At 46.5% G+C, this 17,725-nt stretch carries 16 protein-coding genes; 3 read left to right on the top strand and 13 right to left on the bottom strand.

The genetic code is table 11. The annotated features are described in order from the left end of the window. Window positions 1–17: 17 nt before the first annotated feature. Genes A587_RS0113890 through A587_RS0113880 form a run of 3 tightly spaced genes read left to right on the top strand, consistent with a single transcriptional unit; the run spans window position 18 to window position 4,806 of the window. Window positions 18–2,105 (top strand): motility associated factor glycosyltransferase family protein, encoded by a 2,088-nt coding sequence (locus A587_RS0113890; RefSeq protein ID WP_017218079.1) that lies wholly within the window; start codon window positions 18–20, stop codon window positions 2,103–2,105. After that, window positions 2,105–3,430 carry a DUF4910 domain-containing protein gene (locus tag A587_RS0113885; protein WP_017218078.1) on the top strand — a complete coding sequence of 442 codons (1,326 nt, stop codon included), beginning with the start codon at window positions 2,105–2,107 and terminating at the stop codon, window positions 3,428–3,430. Before A587_RS0113890 ends, A587_RS0113885 begins: the two co-directional genes overlap by 1 nt. Continuing rightward, on the top strand, window positions 3,427–4,806 hold the full coding sequence (locus tag A587_RS0113880) for an NAD(P)-binding protein (RefSeq protein WP_232288069.1): 1,380 nt from the start codon (window positions 3,427–3,429) through the stop codon (window positions 4,804–4,806). The genes A587_RS0113885 and A587_RS0113880 overlap by 4 nt, the downstream gene beginning before the upstream one ends. A gap of 13 nt (window positions 4,807–4,819) precedes the next feature. On the opposite strand, the gene A587_RS0113875 is transcribed toward A587_RS0113880, so the two are convergent. Genes A587_RS0113875 through A587_RS0113810 form a run of 13 tightly spaced genes read right to left on the bottom strand, consistent with a single transcriptional unit; the run spans window position 4,820 to window position 17,724 of the window. Beyond that, window positions 4,820–5,797: a GNAT family N-acetyltransferase gene (locus A587_RS0113875; protein ID WP_017218076.1), complete on the bottom strand. Its 978-nt coding sequence runs from the start codon at window positions 5,795–5,797 to the stop codon at window positions 4,820–4,822. Then, window positions 5,787–6,464 (bottom strand): class I SAM-dependent methyltransferase, encoded by a 678-nt coding sequence (locus tag A587_RS0113870; protein WP_017218075.1) that lies wholly within the window; start codon window positions 6,462–6,464, stop codon window positions 5,787–5,789. Before A587_RS0113870 ends, A587_RS0113875 begins: the two co-directional genes overlap by 11 nt. Before the next feature lie 56 nt (window positions 6,465–6,520). Further along, a complete protein-coding gene (locus A587_RS0113865; RefSeq protein ID WP_017218074.1) occupies window positions 6,521–7,243 on the bottom strand; it encodes a nucleotidyltransferase family protein in 723 nt (240 codons plus the stop codon). A 1-nt stretch (window position 7,244) separates the two neighbouring features. Then, window positions 7,245–8,714, bottom strand: coding sequence for a PfkB family carbohydrate kinase (locus A587_RS0113860; RefSeq protein ID WP_017218073.1), 1,470 nt, complete (start codon window positions 8,712–8,714; stop codon window positions 7,245–7,247). Then, entirely contained in the window at window positions 8,704–9,909 is a 1,206-nt protein-coding gene (locus tag A587_RS0113855) for a DegT/DnrJ/EryC1/StrS family aminotransferase (RefSeq protein WP_017218072.1), read from the bottom strand. Before A587_RS0113855 ends, A587_RS0113860 begins: the two co-directional genes overlap by 11 nt. Then, window positions 9,906–10,874: a Gfo/Idh/MocA family protein gene (locus tag A587_RS0113850; protein WP_017218071.1), complete on the bottom strand. Its 969-nt coding sequence runs from the start codon at window positions 10,872–10,874 to the stop codon at window positions 9,906–9,908. Before A587_RS0113850 ends, A587_RS0113855 begins: the two co-directional genes overlap by 4 nt. A 3-nt stretch (window positions 10,875–10,877) precedes the next feature. Continuing rightward, on the bottom strand, window positions 10,878–12,200 hold the full coding sequence (locus A587_RS0113845) for a hypothetical protein (RefSeq protein ID WP_017218070.1): 1,323 nt from the start codon (window positions 12,198–12,200) through the stop codon (window positions 10,878–10,880). Further along, window positions 12,200–12,694, bottom strand: coding sequence for a WbuC family cupin fold metalloprotein (locus tag A587_RS0113840; protein ID WP_017218069.1), 495 nt, complete (start codon window positions 12,692–12,694; stop codon window positions 12,200–12,202). The genes A587_RS0113845 and A587_RS0113840 overlap by 1 nt, the downstream gene beginning before the upstream one ends. After that, window positions 12,694–13,713 (bottom strand): TylF/MycF/NovP-related O-methyltransferase, encoded by a 1,020-nt coding sequence (locus tag A587_RS0113835; protein ID WP_017218068.1) that lies wholly within the window; start codon window positions 13,711–13,713, stop codon window positions 12,694–12,696. The genes A587_RS0113840 and A587_RS0113835 overlap by 1 nt, the downstream gene beginning before the upstream one ends. Further along, window positions 13,710–15,197, bottom strand: coding sequence for a hypothetical protein (locus A587_RS0113830; RefSeq protein WP_017218067.1), 1,488 nt, complete (start codon window positions 15,195–15,197; stop codon window positions 13,710–13,712). The genes A587_RS0113835 and A587_RS0113830 overlap by 4 nt, the downstream gene beginning before the upstream one ends. Before the next feature lie 31 nt (window positions 15,198–15,228). Then, complete coding sequence (locus A587_RS0113820; protein WP_017218066.1) at window positions 15,229–15,936, bottom strand: formyltransferase family protein; 708 nt, start codon at window positions 15,934–15,936, stop codon at window positions 15,229–15,231. A 7-nt stretch (window positions 15,937–15,943) separates the two neighbouring features. Then, a complete protein-coding gene (locus tag A587_RS0113815) occupies window positions 15,944–16,666 on the bottom strand; it encodes a class I SAM-dependent methyltransferase (protein WP_017218065.1) in 723 nt (240 codons plus the stop codon). Between the two features lie 23 nt (window positions 16,667–16,689). Beyond that, a complete protein-coding gene (locus A587_RS0113810) occupies window positions 16,690–17,724 on the bottom strand; it encodes a zinc-binding dehydrogenase (protein WP_017218064.1) in 1,035 nt (344 codons plus the stop codon). Window position 17,725: the final 1 nt, after the last annotated feature.

The following is a 17,725-nucleotide window of genomic DNA, read 5'->3' as shown; positions in this document are numbered from 1 at the left end:
ACGACACTGGCAAATTTATGAACAAAGACCCCTTATCACAACAATTAGAGTCTCTGAGTGAGCAACTTTCGGATACCGCTGCTCATCAGGCTAAAGAAGCCAAGTTTGCTGAAGAAGCTAACGAACGTTTTAATCAAAATTTAAAAAGTTTCGAAAAATATTTCCCCAGTATTGCACAGACCATCAAGGAGTATCATGTTCGTGAAGACTTTTGTCTGCACGTGACTGCATCAGGGCATGGTAACTTTATTCCAAAGGGCTGCACAGCGCCACTTTATTCTCAGTCACCGATAGAACAAACCCAAACTCAAGTTGAGAAGCAGCTCAGTAAACCTGTACTAAGTCTTACTGATTATACCGGATACGGTCAAAATCAAGAAGATGATCGCCTGCATGTCCGTTATATGACCGAACTGACTAATTTGATGGTTGATATTCGAAACCAAGGCGAAGAAAAATTAACCCATTTACCTGAACATTTCCCAACAGCTATTATTTTTGGTATTGGTTTGGGATATCACATCCCATTATTGTTTGAACGGACTCAGTTTGATTATACTTTCCTAATAGAGCCCGACTTTGAACAGTTTTTTGCGAGCCTATTTTGTACCGACTGGTACCAGATTATTTCAGATATTGACGAGCAGGGTGGATGCTTATTTTTTCACTTGGGAGTTGACCATAGTACGTTTATCCGAGACATTGAAAAAATAGCGGAAGATGTTGGCGCATTTGCTCTAGTTAGAAGCTTTTGTTATCAGCACACACCAGATGCACGATTAAATGTGCTTATTCAACAATGGGCGAAGGATTATTTCCGCTTTCAGTTTGGGCACGGATTTTATAATGACGCCGTGACAGGGTTAGCACACAGTATTCACCATGTTAGAAACAAAGCGGCATGGCTTACCAAGGCGAGCACAAACTTAAATAAAGACACACCTGTTTTCATTATAGGCAATGGCCCTTCATTAGATGAAGCTGAAGATTTTATTAAGCGCAATCACAAAAAAGCAATTGTAATTGCTGCAGGCACTTCGATCGCCACTTTGTACAGGAAGGGGATCCCAGTTGATTTCCACGTTTTAGTAGAAAGGCCATATTCAAATTACAAAATCTTTGGTGATATTGTTCCACCAGAGGTTTATCAAAATACCAATCTAATCGGTTTAAGCACCTTATACCCAGATACAAATAAAAGATACAAATGGGCTGGCATCGCTGCAAAAGGCTCTGAGGCTGGTACTTCTATGATGGACATTATCGCATTGCGTTATATGTCACAGACTTTGCCAAAAATCCCGTATAGTAATCCAGTTGTTGCAAATACCGCTTTATCATTTGCCTTGTATTTAGGGTTTAGAAATGTGTACCTATTTGGCGTTGATAATGGAAAAGACCCTAGAGGTGCCCATCACAGTAAAGACAGTATTTACAGACCTAGTAATGACGATGATGAATCGTTGGGGTTGGGCCACTTAGAGATACAAGGCCACACTTTAGACGGTAATCTCGGTGGCATCGTTGTATCAAACGATCTATTTATGATCGCTCATGCCCAACTTGAAAAGCTGCTTAATTATTATGACGTCAATACATGTTTAAATATCGGGAGCGGCGCTAAAATTGAAAAGGCACTACCAGTAAAAGCAGATGACTTACTCGATATTGAAGAAGATTATGATATTACTGAAACTGTAGAGTTAATTAAGTCTGATTGCTTTGATGTATTTAATCTTGATGATGTAAGTGACGAATTTATTGCACTAGATAGCCTTAATGAACTTGTTTTGCATATTTGTGAGATAGCGTCAGAACCCGTGAAGTCTAGGCAAGAAGCAGCGGATCAGCTAAGACGTCAATCACGCTATTTGTTTGCATATCGAGACTCTATTCTGGGACACCTATTTCACTTGGTAAAAGGGTCGCTACTGTATTATCACTGTCCGATGATAACCTTACTTTATACATACGAAGATGAAACTTTTTGTTTAGCACAATATGAAAGGCTGAATCAGCTTTGGATGAGTTATATCAAGGAAATTTATACTCATTTTTGTGATCATTACACTGAAAAATGTGATCTAGGAAAGGAGTTGCAGTAGTGCACTACGAAGAAAGTGAGCAATTTTACAGTGACCTTTATGACGAGTTGTTTCCAATCTTGAGGTCTATCACAGGGCCTGGGCTCAGACAAAGTTACGACATTTTTGGACGATATATGCCACTGGAGAGACTATCTATTCCAACTGGTACTGCTTTATTTGACTGGCAGGTCCCTCAGGAGTGGCACTGTGATGAGGCTTACTTGGTGGGCCCTGACGGCGAACGTATTGCTGACATAAAACGGCTTAACCTTGAAGTTGTTAATTATTCTGAGCCAGTAGATAAGATCTTAACGCTAGAAGAACTCCAGCCTCACCTGTATAGCTTACCTGAATTACCAGAAGCTGTTCCCTATGTTACTAGTTATTATAAAAAGCGTTGGGGCTTTTGCCTGAGCCAGACACGTAGAGACGAACTAAAGGCTGGTCAGTATCGAGCTGTAATTAAAAGCAAATTTGTGGACGGTCATTTAGATATCGAGCACACACTGCTTGCAGGGCAATCTAAACAGGAAGTGCTACTTAGCTCTTATCTATGTCACCCCTCTATGGCGAACAATGAGCTTAGTGGTCCTCTGGTGTTGCTTGGGCTTTATCATCGAATAAAGCAATGGCCAACGCGCCGCTACTCATATCGTTTTGCGCTTCACCCCGAGACCATTGGAAGTTTGGGGATGTTACATGTAATGCAAAATCATTTCCGCCAAAACTTAGTTTCAGGACTTGTACTGAATTGCTTGGGCGGAAGTCCACGGGAGCTAGTGTTTAAGCACAGTCGAAATGATAATGGGTTATTAGATAAGCTGCTTTATCATCTTAGCGAAGAAGGATATGGCCATAGCAATATTCCGTTCACACCACTGAGTGGCTCTGATGAGCGTCAGTATAATGCCCCTGGGTTCCAGTTTCCCGTATGTTGTGTAAGCCGCAGTTTCCACACAGGTTACAAAGAATACCATACATCATTAGATGACAAAGAATATATGGGGATCAAGCCGTTATTAGATAGCATAGACAAACTGGAAAAGATCTTCCTAGCCTTTGAGCAAAGTGCGCGGTTTGAAAACACGCATCCTTATGGTGAGCCCAATTTGGGTAGTCGTGATTTATACCCAACTCTCAGCTTTTTTAGTGAAGAGCGAACCCGCCAACTGGATGAACTAAATCATATCAAGATGTTACTTTGCTACAGCGACGGGGAACATGACACGATAGATATTGCACGTAAGTACAGTCAACCGGTTACGGAGTTTGCAAGTGCAATCAGTAAACTTGAGGGGCATGCGCTACTAAAAATGTTATCTCCTAATAGGGAGGAGTCATGATGGCAAATAGTCAAGCGGTAGTCGTTGGGGGAGGTATATGTGGTCTGGTCGCAGCTTTACTGTTAAAACGACGCTTTACCAATGTGGTACTGATTGAACAGGCAGAAACCGTTGGTGGTTTGTTTTGTTCCGTGAAAGATAGCTCTGGTGCTGCTTACGATATGGGTTCGCATATACCTAATGCTACTGGAATAGAAGAGCTTGATAAGATTTTGTTTTCGGATGCCGATAGTGGCAGTTGGAATAAAATATCTAGACTACGCTCAGGAAACTTCTTCGGCGGTAGTTGGGATTTGAACAGTCCATTTCCTGATGCGACTAAGTTACCAAAAGAGACTTACTTAAGTGGCTGCGGTGAACTGATCAATTGTACAGAACTACCGGATACTGACCTGATTTACGATTATTGTGTAGATTCCTTAGGCGTTGTTTTTACTGAAAGTATTGTGCTGCCTATTTTAGAAAAGCTCTATGGTAAGGATGCGCCACTGAAGGAGTTAACAATGGCGGCGGGGCTGTTTGGATTTACACGCATTCTTGCATTACCTGCAGATGTGACTGCGAACCTCAAGCAGTTACCAGCATTTGATGCTAAGCTTGGATACCAGCGTGAATCTGACTTTCAAAAACGTAAGGTGCAAGATAACCTCAGTGAGATGACCTACTACTATCCAACCACAGGGGAGGGGATTGGTTACTGGGTAACGCAATTGCAACAGCAGGTTGAACAAGCAGGAGTAGAAATCATTACTTCAGAGCGAGTTACGCAAATAGTGCATCGCAACAGTAAGGTTACCAACTTGGTGTTAGCTAATACTGAACGAGTGTTAAAGTGTGACTTTTTATTCTGGAGTGCTCCACCTTTCATTGCCTTGAGTGCAATGGGGCTGACGCCTTCCAGAGGCCAAATTACCTTGCGAACTGCGCTGATTTTTCACCTAAATTTTGACCGTCCTTTGCTAGATAGAAATTCCCATTATCTTTGGGTTTGGGATCCAGACTGCGCTATTTTTCGTTTGACGTTATATCCAAACTTAATTGGTCGAAGCACACATCATCACATATCTGCGGAGATTTTGTGCAGTCCTGATGAAGTAAGTTCCTTTACAGAAGCGGAGATTATCAAGCAACTCAAGGCGATGGGGATTGTTGACCTAGAAGCGAAGCTTGTAAGCGGTCATACTCAAGTGATCAATAACACTTTTCCAGTTCCAACAACAGAGTTTCAGGCCGTTAATCAGCAGAACTACGAGACATTGACAAACTGCGTCGACAACGTCGTTGTTTCGGGTCGTTTCAGTGGAAAATGCTGGCGTCAGGCTGAGGTATTGATTGAGGCTTATGAGTCAATTATGCGGGCAGCCGACGCGAGTTAAACGTCGGCCTGTGTTAGCCAAGCCTGATATGAAAATATGGTTCGATATTGCCACCGAAACTCAATTTGAACCAGCCCCTCTGCGGACTGTTAATCCCCTCTAAATCCAATCGCGAGATACCTTTTTGCGCTAGTAGCGGGAAGGCTTGCCACAAAACAGCCGTCCCAGTATGGCTATCGCGCATGTCTGGGTGGTTTGCGCCGTAAAAATAGTAAGCAGTATCTTGATGAATTAAATAGGTCGCAAAACTACCGATTTTTTGGTCCTGAGTTTGTGCTTGATACATACATAGCAGCCCCTGTTCAGCTAAGCTTTTTATTCTTAGTGCTAGTGACGACAATTGCCTACCATCGACCTCAATTCCCTGACGCGCCATGGTCAACCCATAATATTGAGCGAACAAATCAAAGTTTTGTGACGGCTGGAGTGTTACTCCTTTTTTAATGCCATAGCGTATCTCCTGACGCCTTGATACTGAGCTATTGCTGTAGTTATCAGACTGTTCAAGTTCTACTTCTGTGGTGTTAAATTCATCGAGTTCAAGTATAGAAGTATAGCGCGGCACAGCAGCAAACATAGGGCCGTCATTATGATAATTGATCCACAAAAAGGCACGAATATCTTTAATGGCCGGGTGCAATTTGAGCTGCACCTGAGTGTAGTGCTCTGTGAGGTACTCGGCAATATATTCTTGCGCTGCGAACAACTCGGAGTGGCCCTGGGCACGATTAAGGTGACTGATATTGCGATGCGCTATGCCGTCATGGATAACATCATGGTGGCCGATGACCTGAGTTTCGCTTTCATCTACGATCAGTAGCACAGCGGCTATTTTTTCTTTGCCTTTACAGCAATAATAGGCGTGATACTTCACACCCAGCAGCGCAATAAACTGGCTATGAATAAACGGACTACCATGGGGAGATGTGGCGATAAAGCTGTCCCAGTGATGGTCCAGCTCACAACGCTCAAGAGTAAACTTATTCTTCATGAGTTGGCTTTTTCAGTACCATACTCCAAGCAGCATGTACTCCATCGCTGCCGTACTCGCTAGACTGAGCGTGACTGAGTGACACAATTTCAAATCGCGATACTAGCTGGTGGATGAGGTCTGCGCTAAAGAAATTGACGTTTCCAACACCTGAAAATGGTCCCCAAGTGTAGCCTGTTTTAGTATATTCATCGACCGACTCAGGCGCTTTAGCATAATCAGAGTGCTCAGTGCTAAACCAATCAGTGATCAGTAATACACCGCCAGGCTTAAGTTTATCGTAAGCCTGATCTAGGTAGCGCTGAATGCTACTGGCTGGATTGTGTACGGATGCGCCCCGGTCGACGATTAAGTCGAACTGTGTTTGAAAGGGCCAGGGCTGTGTAAAGTCACCCACATACAGATTATTTGAAATGTTAGTGAATCTTTGTTTCAGCTCACCAATAATAAACTCGCTGCCATCAATACCATAAACGTTGGGACAATAACTGAGAAAAAAGGGAAAGTTTGCGCCAGCACCACATCCGACTTCCAAAATAGTAAAGTCTGGATTGCCCTCGCGCAGCTTAGTGTTGCGCAGAGCTCCGCTCACAATTTCGCTCCATGGCCAAACAGACATGTGCTGATTACTGCGGTAAAGTTGATCCCAGTTTTGACAAAATGACATAAATTATAAATCCTTAGACTTAGATTATTCTTTTAAGTTAAGCAAAGTTTGCGCCATTATAACAGTGGCATTGTCTGACTTTCGGCAATCTTTTGCACTTCTGAGTAGCTTTCTGGTGTACCAATATCAATGTAATGCTCATCGACCAGCCAGCCTTGTAACTTACCAATCATACTAGGCACTACATCCAGGCTGAGCTCATAGGGCCGATCCACTTCTAGGTGCGAGAAATAGCGTTCATAGACGTCAGGTGAAAATATAAAGAGGGCGCCACTGGCAAGGTTGCCAGGAGGGTGTTCGACCTTTTCATGAAACTCCTGAATAACTTGATTTTCATCCAATTTAACAATACCACAGCTACGTGGCGTCGGGGTTTCGAACAAAAGTAAAGTAGCATCGGTCTGCGTCTGGCGTTGTTTATGTGCCTCAAGCATGCCCTCTAATGAGCTTTGACAGTAGTTGTCAGCATGTATCACCATGCAGGTCTCTCCCTGCCAAAAAGTCCGATTGCGCACCAGTGTGCCCGCAGTGCCCATCAATTCAGGTTCATAACTCAGGATAATGCGGTCATGATACGGGCTGGCGGCTACAAAGGCTTCAACCTGTTCACTAAAATAATGCGTATTAATGAGGATCTCTTCGACCCCAAGCTGAACGAGTTTGTCTAGCCATAAACCCAGCAGGGGCTTTCCATTGATTGGAACAAGGCACTTTGGCAGAGTATCAGTGATTGGCCGCAGGCGGGTGCCAAGGCCCGCGGCAAGTAGAATGGCTTTCATATTAACTAAATGAATCCTTAACGGCTTGTTCAAGGGTTTGACAAGACAGAGGGGTATTGCCCAGTGAAGCAACCTGACATGCGGCAGCCAGGCTACCCAGGTAGCAGGCCTGCCAGATGTTAGCACCCGCAACCAGCGCCAGCGAACTGGCAGCTAAAAAGCAGTCACCCGCGCCGGCAGGGTCAACGGCGTTGGTGTTTAACGCGGGCAGGCGGTCGTTCTCCCAGTCATCAAATGTGTGATTGGGCTTGTGAATGAGGATCCCTTCTTCGGCGAGTGTAATCACCAGGTTTTTTGGCTGCGACACCTCTGTGAGCTTCTGCGCCAGGATAACCAAGCCGTCATCCGGATTATTCAGAGATACTCGCACCTCTCGCTCTGTTGGGGTTAACAGATCCATATTGCAGTAGCGGGCAATATCTCCCACTTGCGAAGAAGTCTGGGAGTCTGCAACCAGTCTGATCCCGCGCTGGTGGCAGGCTGCAGCAATTTTCTCGACCAATGGTTGCGGCAGTAAGCCGTAATTGAAATCAGAAAAGACTAACAGGTCAATCTGATTGAGTTGGCTTTCGATGGTCTGATATATTTGCGCCTGCAACTCCTGTGATATCTTGTGCTGACGTACCTGATTAACCCGCAGCAAGGTTTTATTGCTGGCGCGGTAGCGGGTTTTCAAAGGGGTAGGGCGACTTTGATCGGTAAAGAACAAAGGTTCGACCTGATAGTCGGTGATTTGCGAGCGTGTATAATCAGCGGTCTGATCTTCGCCCAACACTGAAGCGAGCACCACATGCTCAGCACCCAGTGCTTTTATGTGTCCTGCGGTGATGGCTGCGCCACCCAAGAATGTGTCTTTGCGGTTTGGGGTGATCACGATAGTCGGGTCTTCTTGTGATAACCCTACGGCCGTACCTTGTACATACTCGTCGACGATGACTTCACCAATGACCAGAACACGCAGAGATTTCATTGCATCAAACAACTCATGTAAGTCTTCAGCAGCTATGTTATGGCGATTGGCAAACCCACGTGCCTCGGCATAATCCATTCCCGGCGCGGGCTTTTTGCTGCGGCGGAAAAAGTGCTCAGAATTACTTTCAAACTCACCTGAGCCAAAAATAAGCTTGCCTCCGTAGCTGTTTAAGACCGCGAGTTCAGGGTTTGAACGTGACTCAAACTCTTTCCCCTTAACAACGATTTGGGGTTTGAACTGTGCAACCTCTTGCTCTGGTGTGGCCGTGGTGATATGCGCTTCATCAACACACTCTAAGGAGCGCACCACTTCCAGTCTAAGCTCTTCACTAACACGGCTGCGTACAGCCATAGATTTGTCTGCGTTGACCGCAACAATGAGCCTGTCCCCGCATTCTTTGGCGAATTTTAGCAGCCGGATGTGCCCGGCGTGCAAGACATCAAAGTTGCCTTGCACCAGGACAGTTCTTGTGTGTTTTTGTGGAGTGTCATTTGGCATAGTGTTGTTCGACTTTGGCAATGGCGGCGCAAATATCCGTCACTTCTTGCTGGGTATATTGTTCATTTAAGTACAGGTTAAACGATCTGTCCCGCGCAGACACGGTATTTGGCGTCGATAATGGGGGCTTAATATAGGGCAGTGCCCACTTCCAGTCACTGATCAGGAATTTATAGTCCGGATTCAGGTCTACTCCCTCAGCTTGCAGTGCCCGACAAAATGTCAGTTTATCTACGCTGAGCCTCTCCTCGCGAATAAACACCTGAAGGAAAAACGGTGACGCACTGCCAGAGAACCTGGCAACATAACAGCATGTCGATTGGGTGTTAATCCAGTCAATTAGCGCATTTTGCACTGCGTTACGCGCAGTGATGGTCTCGTCAAGACGAGACAAAGAAGCATGGGCAACCGCACAGGAAAGCTCGTTGGTGTTCCAGTTAAGGGCGGGAAACAGGTTAAGCGATGGGTCTCGCTCTGCGTACCCTTCTTGCCAAACTGGTTTTCCTCTGTCCGCATGTGCCAAAGCCATGTGATATAAAGACTGGCTTTTAGTGTAGACGATGCCGCCGCTGCCAGGGGCGGCAATATTTTTACGATACATGGTGGAGGTTGCCATGATATCGCCAAACCCACCAACTTTTTGACCGTTCCATCTCGCGCCTGGCGCTTGAGAGCAATCTTCAATGACTTTGATGCCGCGTTGGTGCGCCTGGGTCACTATGGTTTCAACGTCGGTGGGGATACCTGCACAGTGAACCAGAATAATCGCGCCGGTTTTGTCCGTGATCAGCGGTTCGATTTGTTCCCAGGTGCTGTTATAACTATCCTCAGCCGCATCGGCTATCACAGGCACATATCCCTGGTGAATAATGGACGCGAGAGGCCCCGAATCGGTCACCGGTGAAAGAATAACTTCCTGACCTTTAGGTAGCATCAGCGCTGCAAGGGCAACGAATACGGATGCCGTGCCGGTGGCAACGGCTACGCTGTAACCGCCACCCATATACTCTGAAAAGGCGTTGCAATAAGCTTGCTCAAAGTCGCCGCCATAGGGAGGATCAGATTCACTGTGCTGATAATGTGCAATCACCTTATTGAGCGCGTCTATCTCACTCGTGCCAAACGCCTTTCGGGCAGGCATAGGTGTGGTACGTACCGGGTTACCGCCCAAGATAGCAAGGGGTTGTTTACTCATAACGCACTCCACCTGACAGGTTGTTTTGTCTGACGCGACAGATCTGCGCCAGTGAGTATTTTCACCACATTGAGGCCCAGCTCAAACTCCTCACAACACGACTGACCGCGTTGAACCTTAGCGATGAAAGACTCAAGAGACAGCCCAAGTGGCATCCGGTCTGGTGAGCTAAGCGGCTGACTTTGTCCGCTATCCAGGTGTTCGACAAACAGATCCGGGTCCTCTCTGTCTACGAAATGGTAGACGTCGTTGCCATAGGTCACAGCCATTTGTCTGGTTTTCTTGGCCATCCCATTCCCACCAACAACGGTTGCCGTGCTGCCATTACTAAAGCTCATAGTCACTTCAATATTTTCTCTTAACACATCTTGTGACAGACCGGCGTCGACAGGCAGTGCCCGACTGGAGATGGTGTCTGGCAATTCGCCGCAAAACTCCAGTGCTGCGGCAATAAAGTGCGGGGAATACTCCCAAAGTGGCGGCCAATTTTCTCTGGGATTGTAGGCCGCCCCAATTTTGGCCTCAATATGTCTAGGCGCATCTGGTTGCAGGCGGCGCAGTTGTGTAATCGCACTGTGATGCAGGTCGATGTGATCGACAGCCACAATGGCTTTATGTGCTCTGGCGAAGTCAAGCATCTCGGTTGCATCTGCAATGCTCATAGCCATAGGCTTTTCGATAAATAAAGGAATACCAGCGGCCATAACTTTCAGTGACACAGCTTTGTTGAGATGCGGAGGCAGGGCCAAAATCACGCCATCGACTTTTACATCACTGCTCAGTAGCGCATCCACAGAATTAAAAACCTGGCAATGCGGTAATACGAAGTCGTGAGGGTTTTCGTTGCTTGTGACCACAAAGTCCAGAGACGCGCTGGTGATTTCTTCATTGAGTGTACGCGCAATTTTTTGTCCCCAACTGCCAAGTCCAACCAGTGCCAGTGAAAGTGAAGTGTGTGCGCTCATTATTTAGCTTTGCTCCATATCAGCGGGATCGTCATACAGGTCGGAGAAGTCTTGTAGTTCGCCGGTTTGTATCTGACGATGCAGTTTTAAGAAGGCACTATGGATGGTTTCAGTGGTACCGCTGTGCCAGATAACAACCTGATTCTCATGAGCCCTAAATTCTGGTTGTTCACCAAAGAAATAGCCACCGGTGGCAACATTTTTGACGCTGTTTGAAAAATGCTCCCGGCTGGTGGGGATAAACATGATCGAATTGACGTTTTCGGTAAAGAAGTAGGTGTAACTGGTGCCGCCATTGATACTCATGTTGATATGAGCACGACGGTACAGGGCAAACCGGACATGCATGTCGATAGAAGCCAGCGGCAAGGTATCGCAATGACTCAGGCACTCAGGCAGAGCCTCGCATGCTTTGCTGGTATCGCGCACGACGATAATGTGGAATTCATCGCTGTCGACCCGTTTGGTAAATTCAGCCCATTCTTCCACCGGACTATTGCGGTGTGCATGCACAGGGTACTCGCGTAGTGTGATGACCAGCAACTTTTTATCGCCAATATTACGGTCCTCAACAAAGCTATCCACTAATGCTTCGGCATGGGCGTGCGGTCTGAAACGTGCTGTGTCTATACCCGCTCGTTTATATTTAAGCACTTGCTCAATTTTAAGGTGGATACCTCTATGTGTTTCTCGGAATGACTCAGGAAAGACATGGGGCTGATGTTGCAGCATTTCGACCGCTTGTTGGCGGTAGGACATTTTAGACACTCCCGAACAGGCTGGAAGCGCTTCAAAAACAGGAATAACGATATGATTGAGTCGCCATTCAACATCATCCAGCTCATGAGAAGTGGTAAAACTCAGGGAGTCAGGATCCGCAGAGCGCTTTGGCTGGATCACAAAATGGATGGAATCGTACTGGTGCTCTTCTCGGTACAGTTCAGCTTGAATGGCAAAACAGCAGCAATCAAATGTTGCAACGTTGCGAGACAAATCGAAGACAGCATAGAGTACTTTGTCTTTGCGCAAGGTGGGGATAAGAACATCCTTGCACGCTACGATGATGCTTTGCATCTGGTTGTAAAAGTAAATTTTTTCCAGGTCGATACCGTGTTTAACTAAATCATGTGCGATCTCGTCGACAAACATAGAGCAGATGATGATCCTGTCAACCTCTGTCTGGACTAGTTCAGGCAAAGATAAAGTAGGGTGGGATTCAAACTGCTCTTGTCCCGATGTGCAGGCATATATTAGCTCGTGCTCATCTGCTAATGTTGAAGTAAGTTGTTCGGTGACTGTATTAATACCGTATAAAGCTATTTTCATTACTGACCTGTTATTGTTCTATAATACTCTTGCAATTCGTCAGGTTTATCTTCTGACGGTGCCCAGGGGGCGTATTCAACATCTATGTCTTTGTCGAATGGGCCGACATAGCATTCGTGATAAACAACCCACTCTGAGCGGGCAATTGGCAGGTGCCATAATGGCGCACTAAGGCGATACATAAAGGCATCCTGACCGCTATCTGACATGGGGATACGCTGTGATACCTGCCCCTTGTCGTCAAAAATAAAGACCTCCATTTCCCCTTCAATCAGATGATAGGACTCCGATTTATGTTGGGGGTGGCGGTGAGGCGTCATTAACGCGCTGCGATGCAACACAATAATCATCTCCTGGATAGGGTCCTGATTATTTCTGTGACAACACAATCTAAAGCGCTTAGTCGGGGAGGCCAACGCACGCGCTTTTAACATGTCTAAGGTACTGTTATCGACTGTCAACACGTCTTTGTCGTTGAAGATAGCAACACTCATCAGATGTTGCTCGCTGATTTTTTACTGTAGCCACGTATCGCAAGGATATATGAGCCGATGCCATAGTGGCCACGCGGTTCAAACTGGATGTCGTATTTATCGCAGATATCGGCCCAGGCTCTTTGCTGTCCAAACTCAGGGAGGTTACCGTTGCAGCTCCAGTCATCAAACAGCAAAATGGCACCCTTAGAAAGCAGCTCGTTGGTAAACATATAATCGAGTACCTGATAGGTAGATTCGTACAGATCGCAGTCCAGGTGTAACAGTGCAAACCGCTCTTCGGGTTTGATTTGCACCATAGTTTCTTCGAACCAACCCTGATAAATACTAAAATCTGAAAAGTTGAGCTGAGTATTGAGTGTATCTGCCAGCTGTTGTGCACTGATGTCTGCACAGGCGCCTTCTCCCCAGACGTTACTCTGGACAAGAGGGGACTCCAGATCGATATCATGGGTAGAAGCAGGCAAGCCCTCAAAACTATCAAACAGGTGCAGGTGCTTAGCCGGCATATTGTAATACTGGCTGCAGTCTCTGAGGGTTCTGGCAAGCATATAGCTGGATTGGCCTGTGCCACACCCGAACTCAGCAATATTACCTGCGACCTGATTGGCCATGACTAACTCGACTTGCATCGCCAGCGTTCGAAGCACGTCTTCACGGAAGCTAAAATAGGTGTGAATATCGGGCGCTTTGCCTTGTGGGTAGCCTGTGAAAATGCCAAAATCCAGGCTAAACCCGTTCATCATATTATGATGCGCGACATAGATTTTTTCTTCCGGGACACCTAAAGAGAGCAGTTGGGGCTTAATCTCTTTGTGGTACTGACTGGCAATGATGATCTGATCATAGGACAAAGACGGTAAAACGTCAGGCCCTTTGATTTCTACTCCTTCACGCATCGAGCCCCAAAGTGCAGCGTTGTTATCTATCAGGCATACAACCTCATGCCCTTGCTGATTTAAGAATAGCTGCAGGGTATTTTGCCCGCCTTTTCCTGTGCCAAAAATGATCACTCTCATAGAAGGTCTCCCTTAGGCTTTTTAAATAATAAAATATGTGTGTCGGTTGCATTAAGCGTTGTGACATCGCTGAAGATGCTTTTCAGTAACGCCTGCTCCGAGCTAATAAACGTAAATCCAAGCTCCATTGCTGTGCGCTCTAGTAACGCTGCCTGGTTTGACTGTGTTTGTTCGTTCACTTGTAACAGCAGATCCCCATCGGGCTTAAGTACATGCAATGATTCGGCCAGTAACGCTTGTAACTGGCTTTGCTCAAGATTGAATGTGCGGGGGGTCAGATAAACCAGCGCTACGCTGTTGGCGTCATGATAGAGCTCGACTGGTTGCTCACTCTCTGGGCTAAGTGTGTTGTAAAACAGCGATGGTGAGTCGCCATAGATGGCCCAGTTGTCGTTTTCCAGTGCGCCAATTGGATAAACACACACTTTGAGTTCACTACAACGTTGCCATGGCATAAGGGGATAATGTGAGACAATCCCTTTTATCGTGGCCTCAGTGTTGCGACGACGGCTGGGCGTAATGGTTAGCTCGCAGACGATGCGCTGTGCAGAGTCACTCGAAATGCCTCTGTGTAGTAGTTGACTGACCTCCAGTAAAGCCCAGGTGCCGGTTGGCCCGGTCACAAACACTTCCTGGCCTTGCTCTGTTTTTATTGCTGTTGTACCAAGCGTTTTACTGGGTGGTGTCAAAAAGAGCAGCAGCTTTATGACCGTGTCTGGCAAACTGTCGGTGTGATAGGCATTTGAGCCCAATTGAGAGTCCGATATTTGCGCCAGGCGGGTAATGCGGCCATTGACGACTTGCCAGTTATAGCCAAGCTGAGTGCAGACATCGTCATACACATGAGCCAGAAATTCATCGATATGTTGTCGGGCCTCATGCGTTAATTGTAATCGTTGTACCTCCGCATCATCGTTCAGTGAGGCAAAGTTGCGGTAATAGGTGTAGTCTGACTGACTGGCAGTTGTGTCATAGCCTGAGCGAGGCAGAGATTCGGCAACCTGCCTGAAGCGGTCGGCAAAAGCAGGGTTAACCTCGCCAATATAAAATTTGTCGCGAGCAAAATCTGCTGTGCGCGCGCCCTCGTAGTCGCGTCGGGCCAGACGGGTGTGTTCTTTCCATGCCTGCTCTGAGCGATACAAGGGATTATCAAAGCTGGTTTGATAATCAAGCAGTGAGATTATCTCAAGTTCTGCCGGAGCGAAGCGTTCGAGTAATTTATCTTTAATGGCATAAAAAAATGTTTGTGATGACACCACTATCTTATACTGCTTTATATCTTCACGCGTTAAGTCGGTTAATCCGGTGACGGTGTCTGTGCCGGGTTTGTCATCGATGAGCATCGCCGGAGCGACTAAAGCATCTTGTTTAATCAGCGCCAGAATTTGCTCACATCCTCCACCACTGCCGTAAACGGCATAAGGCTCGGTGGCCAGATTGTGCTTGTGATACTGTTCGAGAAACCGGGTTTTTATTTCACTCATAAGGACTTCCTGGATCAGACAAGCTGAAACATTACTGATTCACATCGCTGTGTAGCGCTTTAAGATAGCGTGCAAATACCTGTTCAAAATCAGCATCAACTTCGCACGGGATCTTTTGCCTGCTTAATGGCGTTTGCGGGTCTACCGTAAAGTGGCTCGAAGTGTCGTCGAGATAAAGTGCAAACTGCGAGAGCAGCTCACACTCCATGTTATACGCCCTGTCACAGACCTCTTTGTAGGTGTCTGATGCGATAACCGGCACTGTCATTTTTTTAATCACGGTGCCCGCATCAATGTGCTTATCAATTTTATGCAGGGTAATACCGATTGGCTGCTGTCTGACAATGGCCCATTTAAACGAGTCTAAGCCTCTGTTTTCGGGGATCAGACCTGGATGACAGTTAAAAATAGTATTACCTTCAATAAAGTGCTGCGGGATGATTTTTGCGATGGCTGTCACAAAATAATCCGGTTTGTTTGCCAGCGTATTCAGACGCTCTGACGAGGCTGTACCCCAGCAATTCATGGCGTGGTAGTGAACGCCACTGGCATGGCAAAAGGCCTCTACATCTAGCTCTATGAGTTGAAATGGCCGCTCCTCAAAAGGGCGCGGCTGACTTGGGCGGTATGAAAAAGGAAAAGCAAATAGCGAGATCTCATACCCCATAGTTAAAAATTTTTGTATCAACTGATAGGTCATTAAATGACCTGTTTGATAGGTGAAAATACCAACGTGCATAACTAACTCATTCTTTCTTGGGCGCCACACACAGCATGATCAGGTACTGGCACATTGGGAAGAAGCCGGTGTGAACCACTTCATCGTTCATCCCAAAGGGATAGACATTGTGAAAATACTGTTCACAAAATGCCTTAAGATCCGCGCCTGACATACAGTTTATATGGCCCTCTTTAGATGCCTTCGAGGCATACTTCTGCGACTCTAACGAGGGGATCCCCAAGATTAAAGTACCCTGAGGGGTCATTGAAGCAATAATGTTTTCCATGAACAAACCAGCTTGCTGGGGATCGATGTGCTCGAATACATCCATCGTAAATACGCCGTCAAACGTGCCTTCAACCGGACCACCAATCATGTCGTGGCCCTGAAAAGTCACATTGTCCAGATTTTTCCCCATATATTTCTGTGCATCTTGAATATGTGGTTTGTAAAAGTCCACGGAAGTGAGCTTTTTCACAGTCTGAGAAACGATCAAAGATCCCATCCCTTCCTGGCAACCAATCTCAAGCACATTATCGAAGTCTGCAAACATTTTAGAAACAAATTTATGGCGAGACATCAAGAAGCCAAAGCGCTTAGGGTCTTGTAAAATCCCCTGGCTGTTATAAGGACCGAGTGTCAGCAGGTCCTGTTCTTCAATGTCGACATTCTCATCTTGTTTTAGCCAAGTCTCTTTGGCCATCTGAGATGAACCGGTGCCAAAAAATGTCTTATCTTGTTTGTTCATGTTTTTCCCTTGTTACATAATTTCTATTCCATCCTAATTACTGCTCGGATAATTTTTTTGTTTGCGAGGTCGTCCAGAGCGTCGTTGATCTGGTCGAGCTCATAAGTCTTACTGATTAAAGAGTGCAGATCCAGCTTATTTTGTTTGAATAACTCGACAAAGACAGGAATGTCTTTGTCCGGCTGGCTGCCGCCGCCCCAGCTGCCGCGAAGAGATTTGCCACGGTGGAAGGCATGGGGTTCCAGCTGGATCTTGAGTTCATTGCTAGGGTGAGAGGCAAAGATGCACTGACCGCCTCCATCTCTCACAGATTCAAAAGCTTGCTCTATGGTGGTTGTGGTTCCGCCGGCTTCCAGGCTATAGTCAACGCCCAGGCCCTCAGTGATGTCATAGATGGCACTGACAGGATCTGAATCGTTGGCATTGATGGTGTGCGTGGCACCCAGCTGCCTGGCGATGGCGAGTTTTTCTTCGCTAACGTCAACAGCGATTAACTTAGTTGGATTACTCAGCTTTGCGGCGAGCAATGCGCTCATGCCGATCCCACCCAGTCCAAAAATGGCCAGAGTTTTTTCTGTCTCAGGCTTGAGCTCGTTGAACACCAGGCCAAGCCCGGTGGGTAAGGCGCAGCCGAGTAGTATGGCGAGCTTGTCCGGAAAGCCTTCAGGCAGCTTAACAACCCGGTTTTCAGCCACTATGGTTTGCTCGCACAGCGTCGTTGCGCTCCCCGAGTTAATGAGGTATCCGTCATGTGGATATTTTCCGCCCGGAGCATCCTGACCTTCACCTTTGATCCAGCCTATTACGACTTTGTCGCCGACCTGTACTTTGGTGACGCTGTCACCCACCGCCTCGACAATACCAACACCTTCATGTCCAAGCAGGTGGGGCAGATATTTGTCTTCACCACGACCACCATTGACTTCCATCAACTGGGAGTGACACAAGCCGCTGTAGAGAATTTTGACCTGCACCTGGCCTGTGATAAGCGCCGGCAGTTGAATGTTGTCAACTATCTTAAGAGGCTGACCTGTTTCAAATAGTACTGCTGCTTTCATT

The organism is Pseudoalteromonas sp. NJ631 (genome assembly GCF_000276645.1).
GTDB lineage: Bacteria > Pseudomonadota > Gammaproteobacteria > Enterobacterales > Alteromonadaceae > Pseudoalteromonas > Pseudoalteromonas piscicida.
This window is presented reverse-complemented; position numbering and strand designations above follow the sequence as displayed.

Coding starts and splice junctions, on each gene's coding strand:
- A587_RS0113890 (WP_017218079.1), top strand. CDS start 18: ATGAACAAAGACCCCTTATCACAACAATTAGAGTCTCTGAGTGAGCAA.
- A587_RS0113880 (WP_232288069.1), top strand. CDS start 3,427: ATGATGGCAAATAGTCAAGCGGTAGTCGTTGGGGGAGGTATATGTGGT.
- A587_RS0113875 (WP_017218076.1), bottom strand. CDS start 5,797: ATGAAGAATAAGTTTACTCTTGAGCGTTGTGAGCTGGACCATCACTGG.
- A587_RS0113870 (WP_017218075.1), bottom strand. CDS start 6,464: ATGTCATTTTGTCAAAACTGGGATCAACTTTACCGCAGTAATCAGCAC.
- A587_RS0113865 (WP_017218074.1), bottom strand. CDS start 7,243: ATGAAAGCCATTCTACTTGCCGCGGGCCTTGGCACCCGCCTGCGGCCA.
- A587_RS0113860 (WP_017218073.1), bottom strand. CDS start 8,714: ATGCCAAATGACACTCCACAAAAACACACAAGAACTGTCCTGGTGCAA.
- A587_RS0113855 (WP_017218072.1), bottom strand. CDS start 9,909: ATGAGTAAACAACCCCTTGCTATCTTGGGCGGTAACCCGGTACGTACC.
- A587_RS0113850 (WP_017218071.1), bottom strand. CDS start 10,874: ATGAGCGCACACACTTCACTTTCACTGGCACTGGTTGGACTTGGCAGT.
- A587_RS0113845 (WP_017218070.1), bottom strand. CDS start 12,200: ATGAAAATAGCTTTATACGGTATTAATACAGTCACCGAACAACTTACT.
- A587_RS0113840 (WP_017218069.1), bottom strand. CDS start 12,694: ATGAGTGTTGCTATCTTCAACGACAAAGACGTGTTGACAGTCGATAAC.
- A587_RS0113835 (WP_017218068.1), bottom strand. CDS start 13,713: ATGAGAGTGATCATTTTTGGCACAGGAAAAGGCGGGCAAAATACCCTG.
- A587_RS0113830 (WP_017218067.1), bottom strand. CDS start 15,197: ATGAGTGAAATAAAAACCCGGTTTCTCGAACAGTATCACAAGCACAAT.
- A587_RS0113820 (WP_017218066.1), bottom strand. CDS start 15,936: ATGCACGTTGGTATTTTCACCTATCAAACAGGTCATTTAATGACCTAT.
- A587_RS0113815 (WP_017218065.1), bottom strand. CDS start 16,666: ATGAACAAACAAGATAAGACATTTTTTGGCACCGGTTCATCTCAGATG.
- A587_RS0113810 (WP_017218064.1), bottom strand. CDS start 17,724: ATGAAAGCAGCAGTACTATTTGAAACAGGTCAGCCTCTTAAGATAGTT.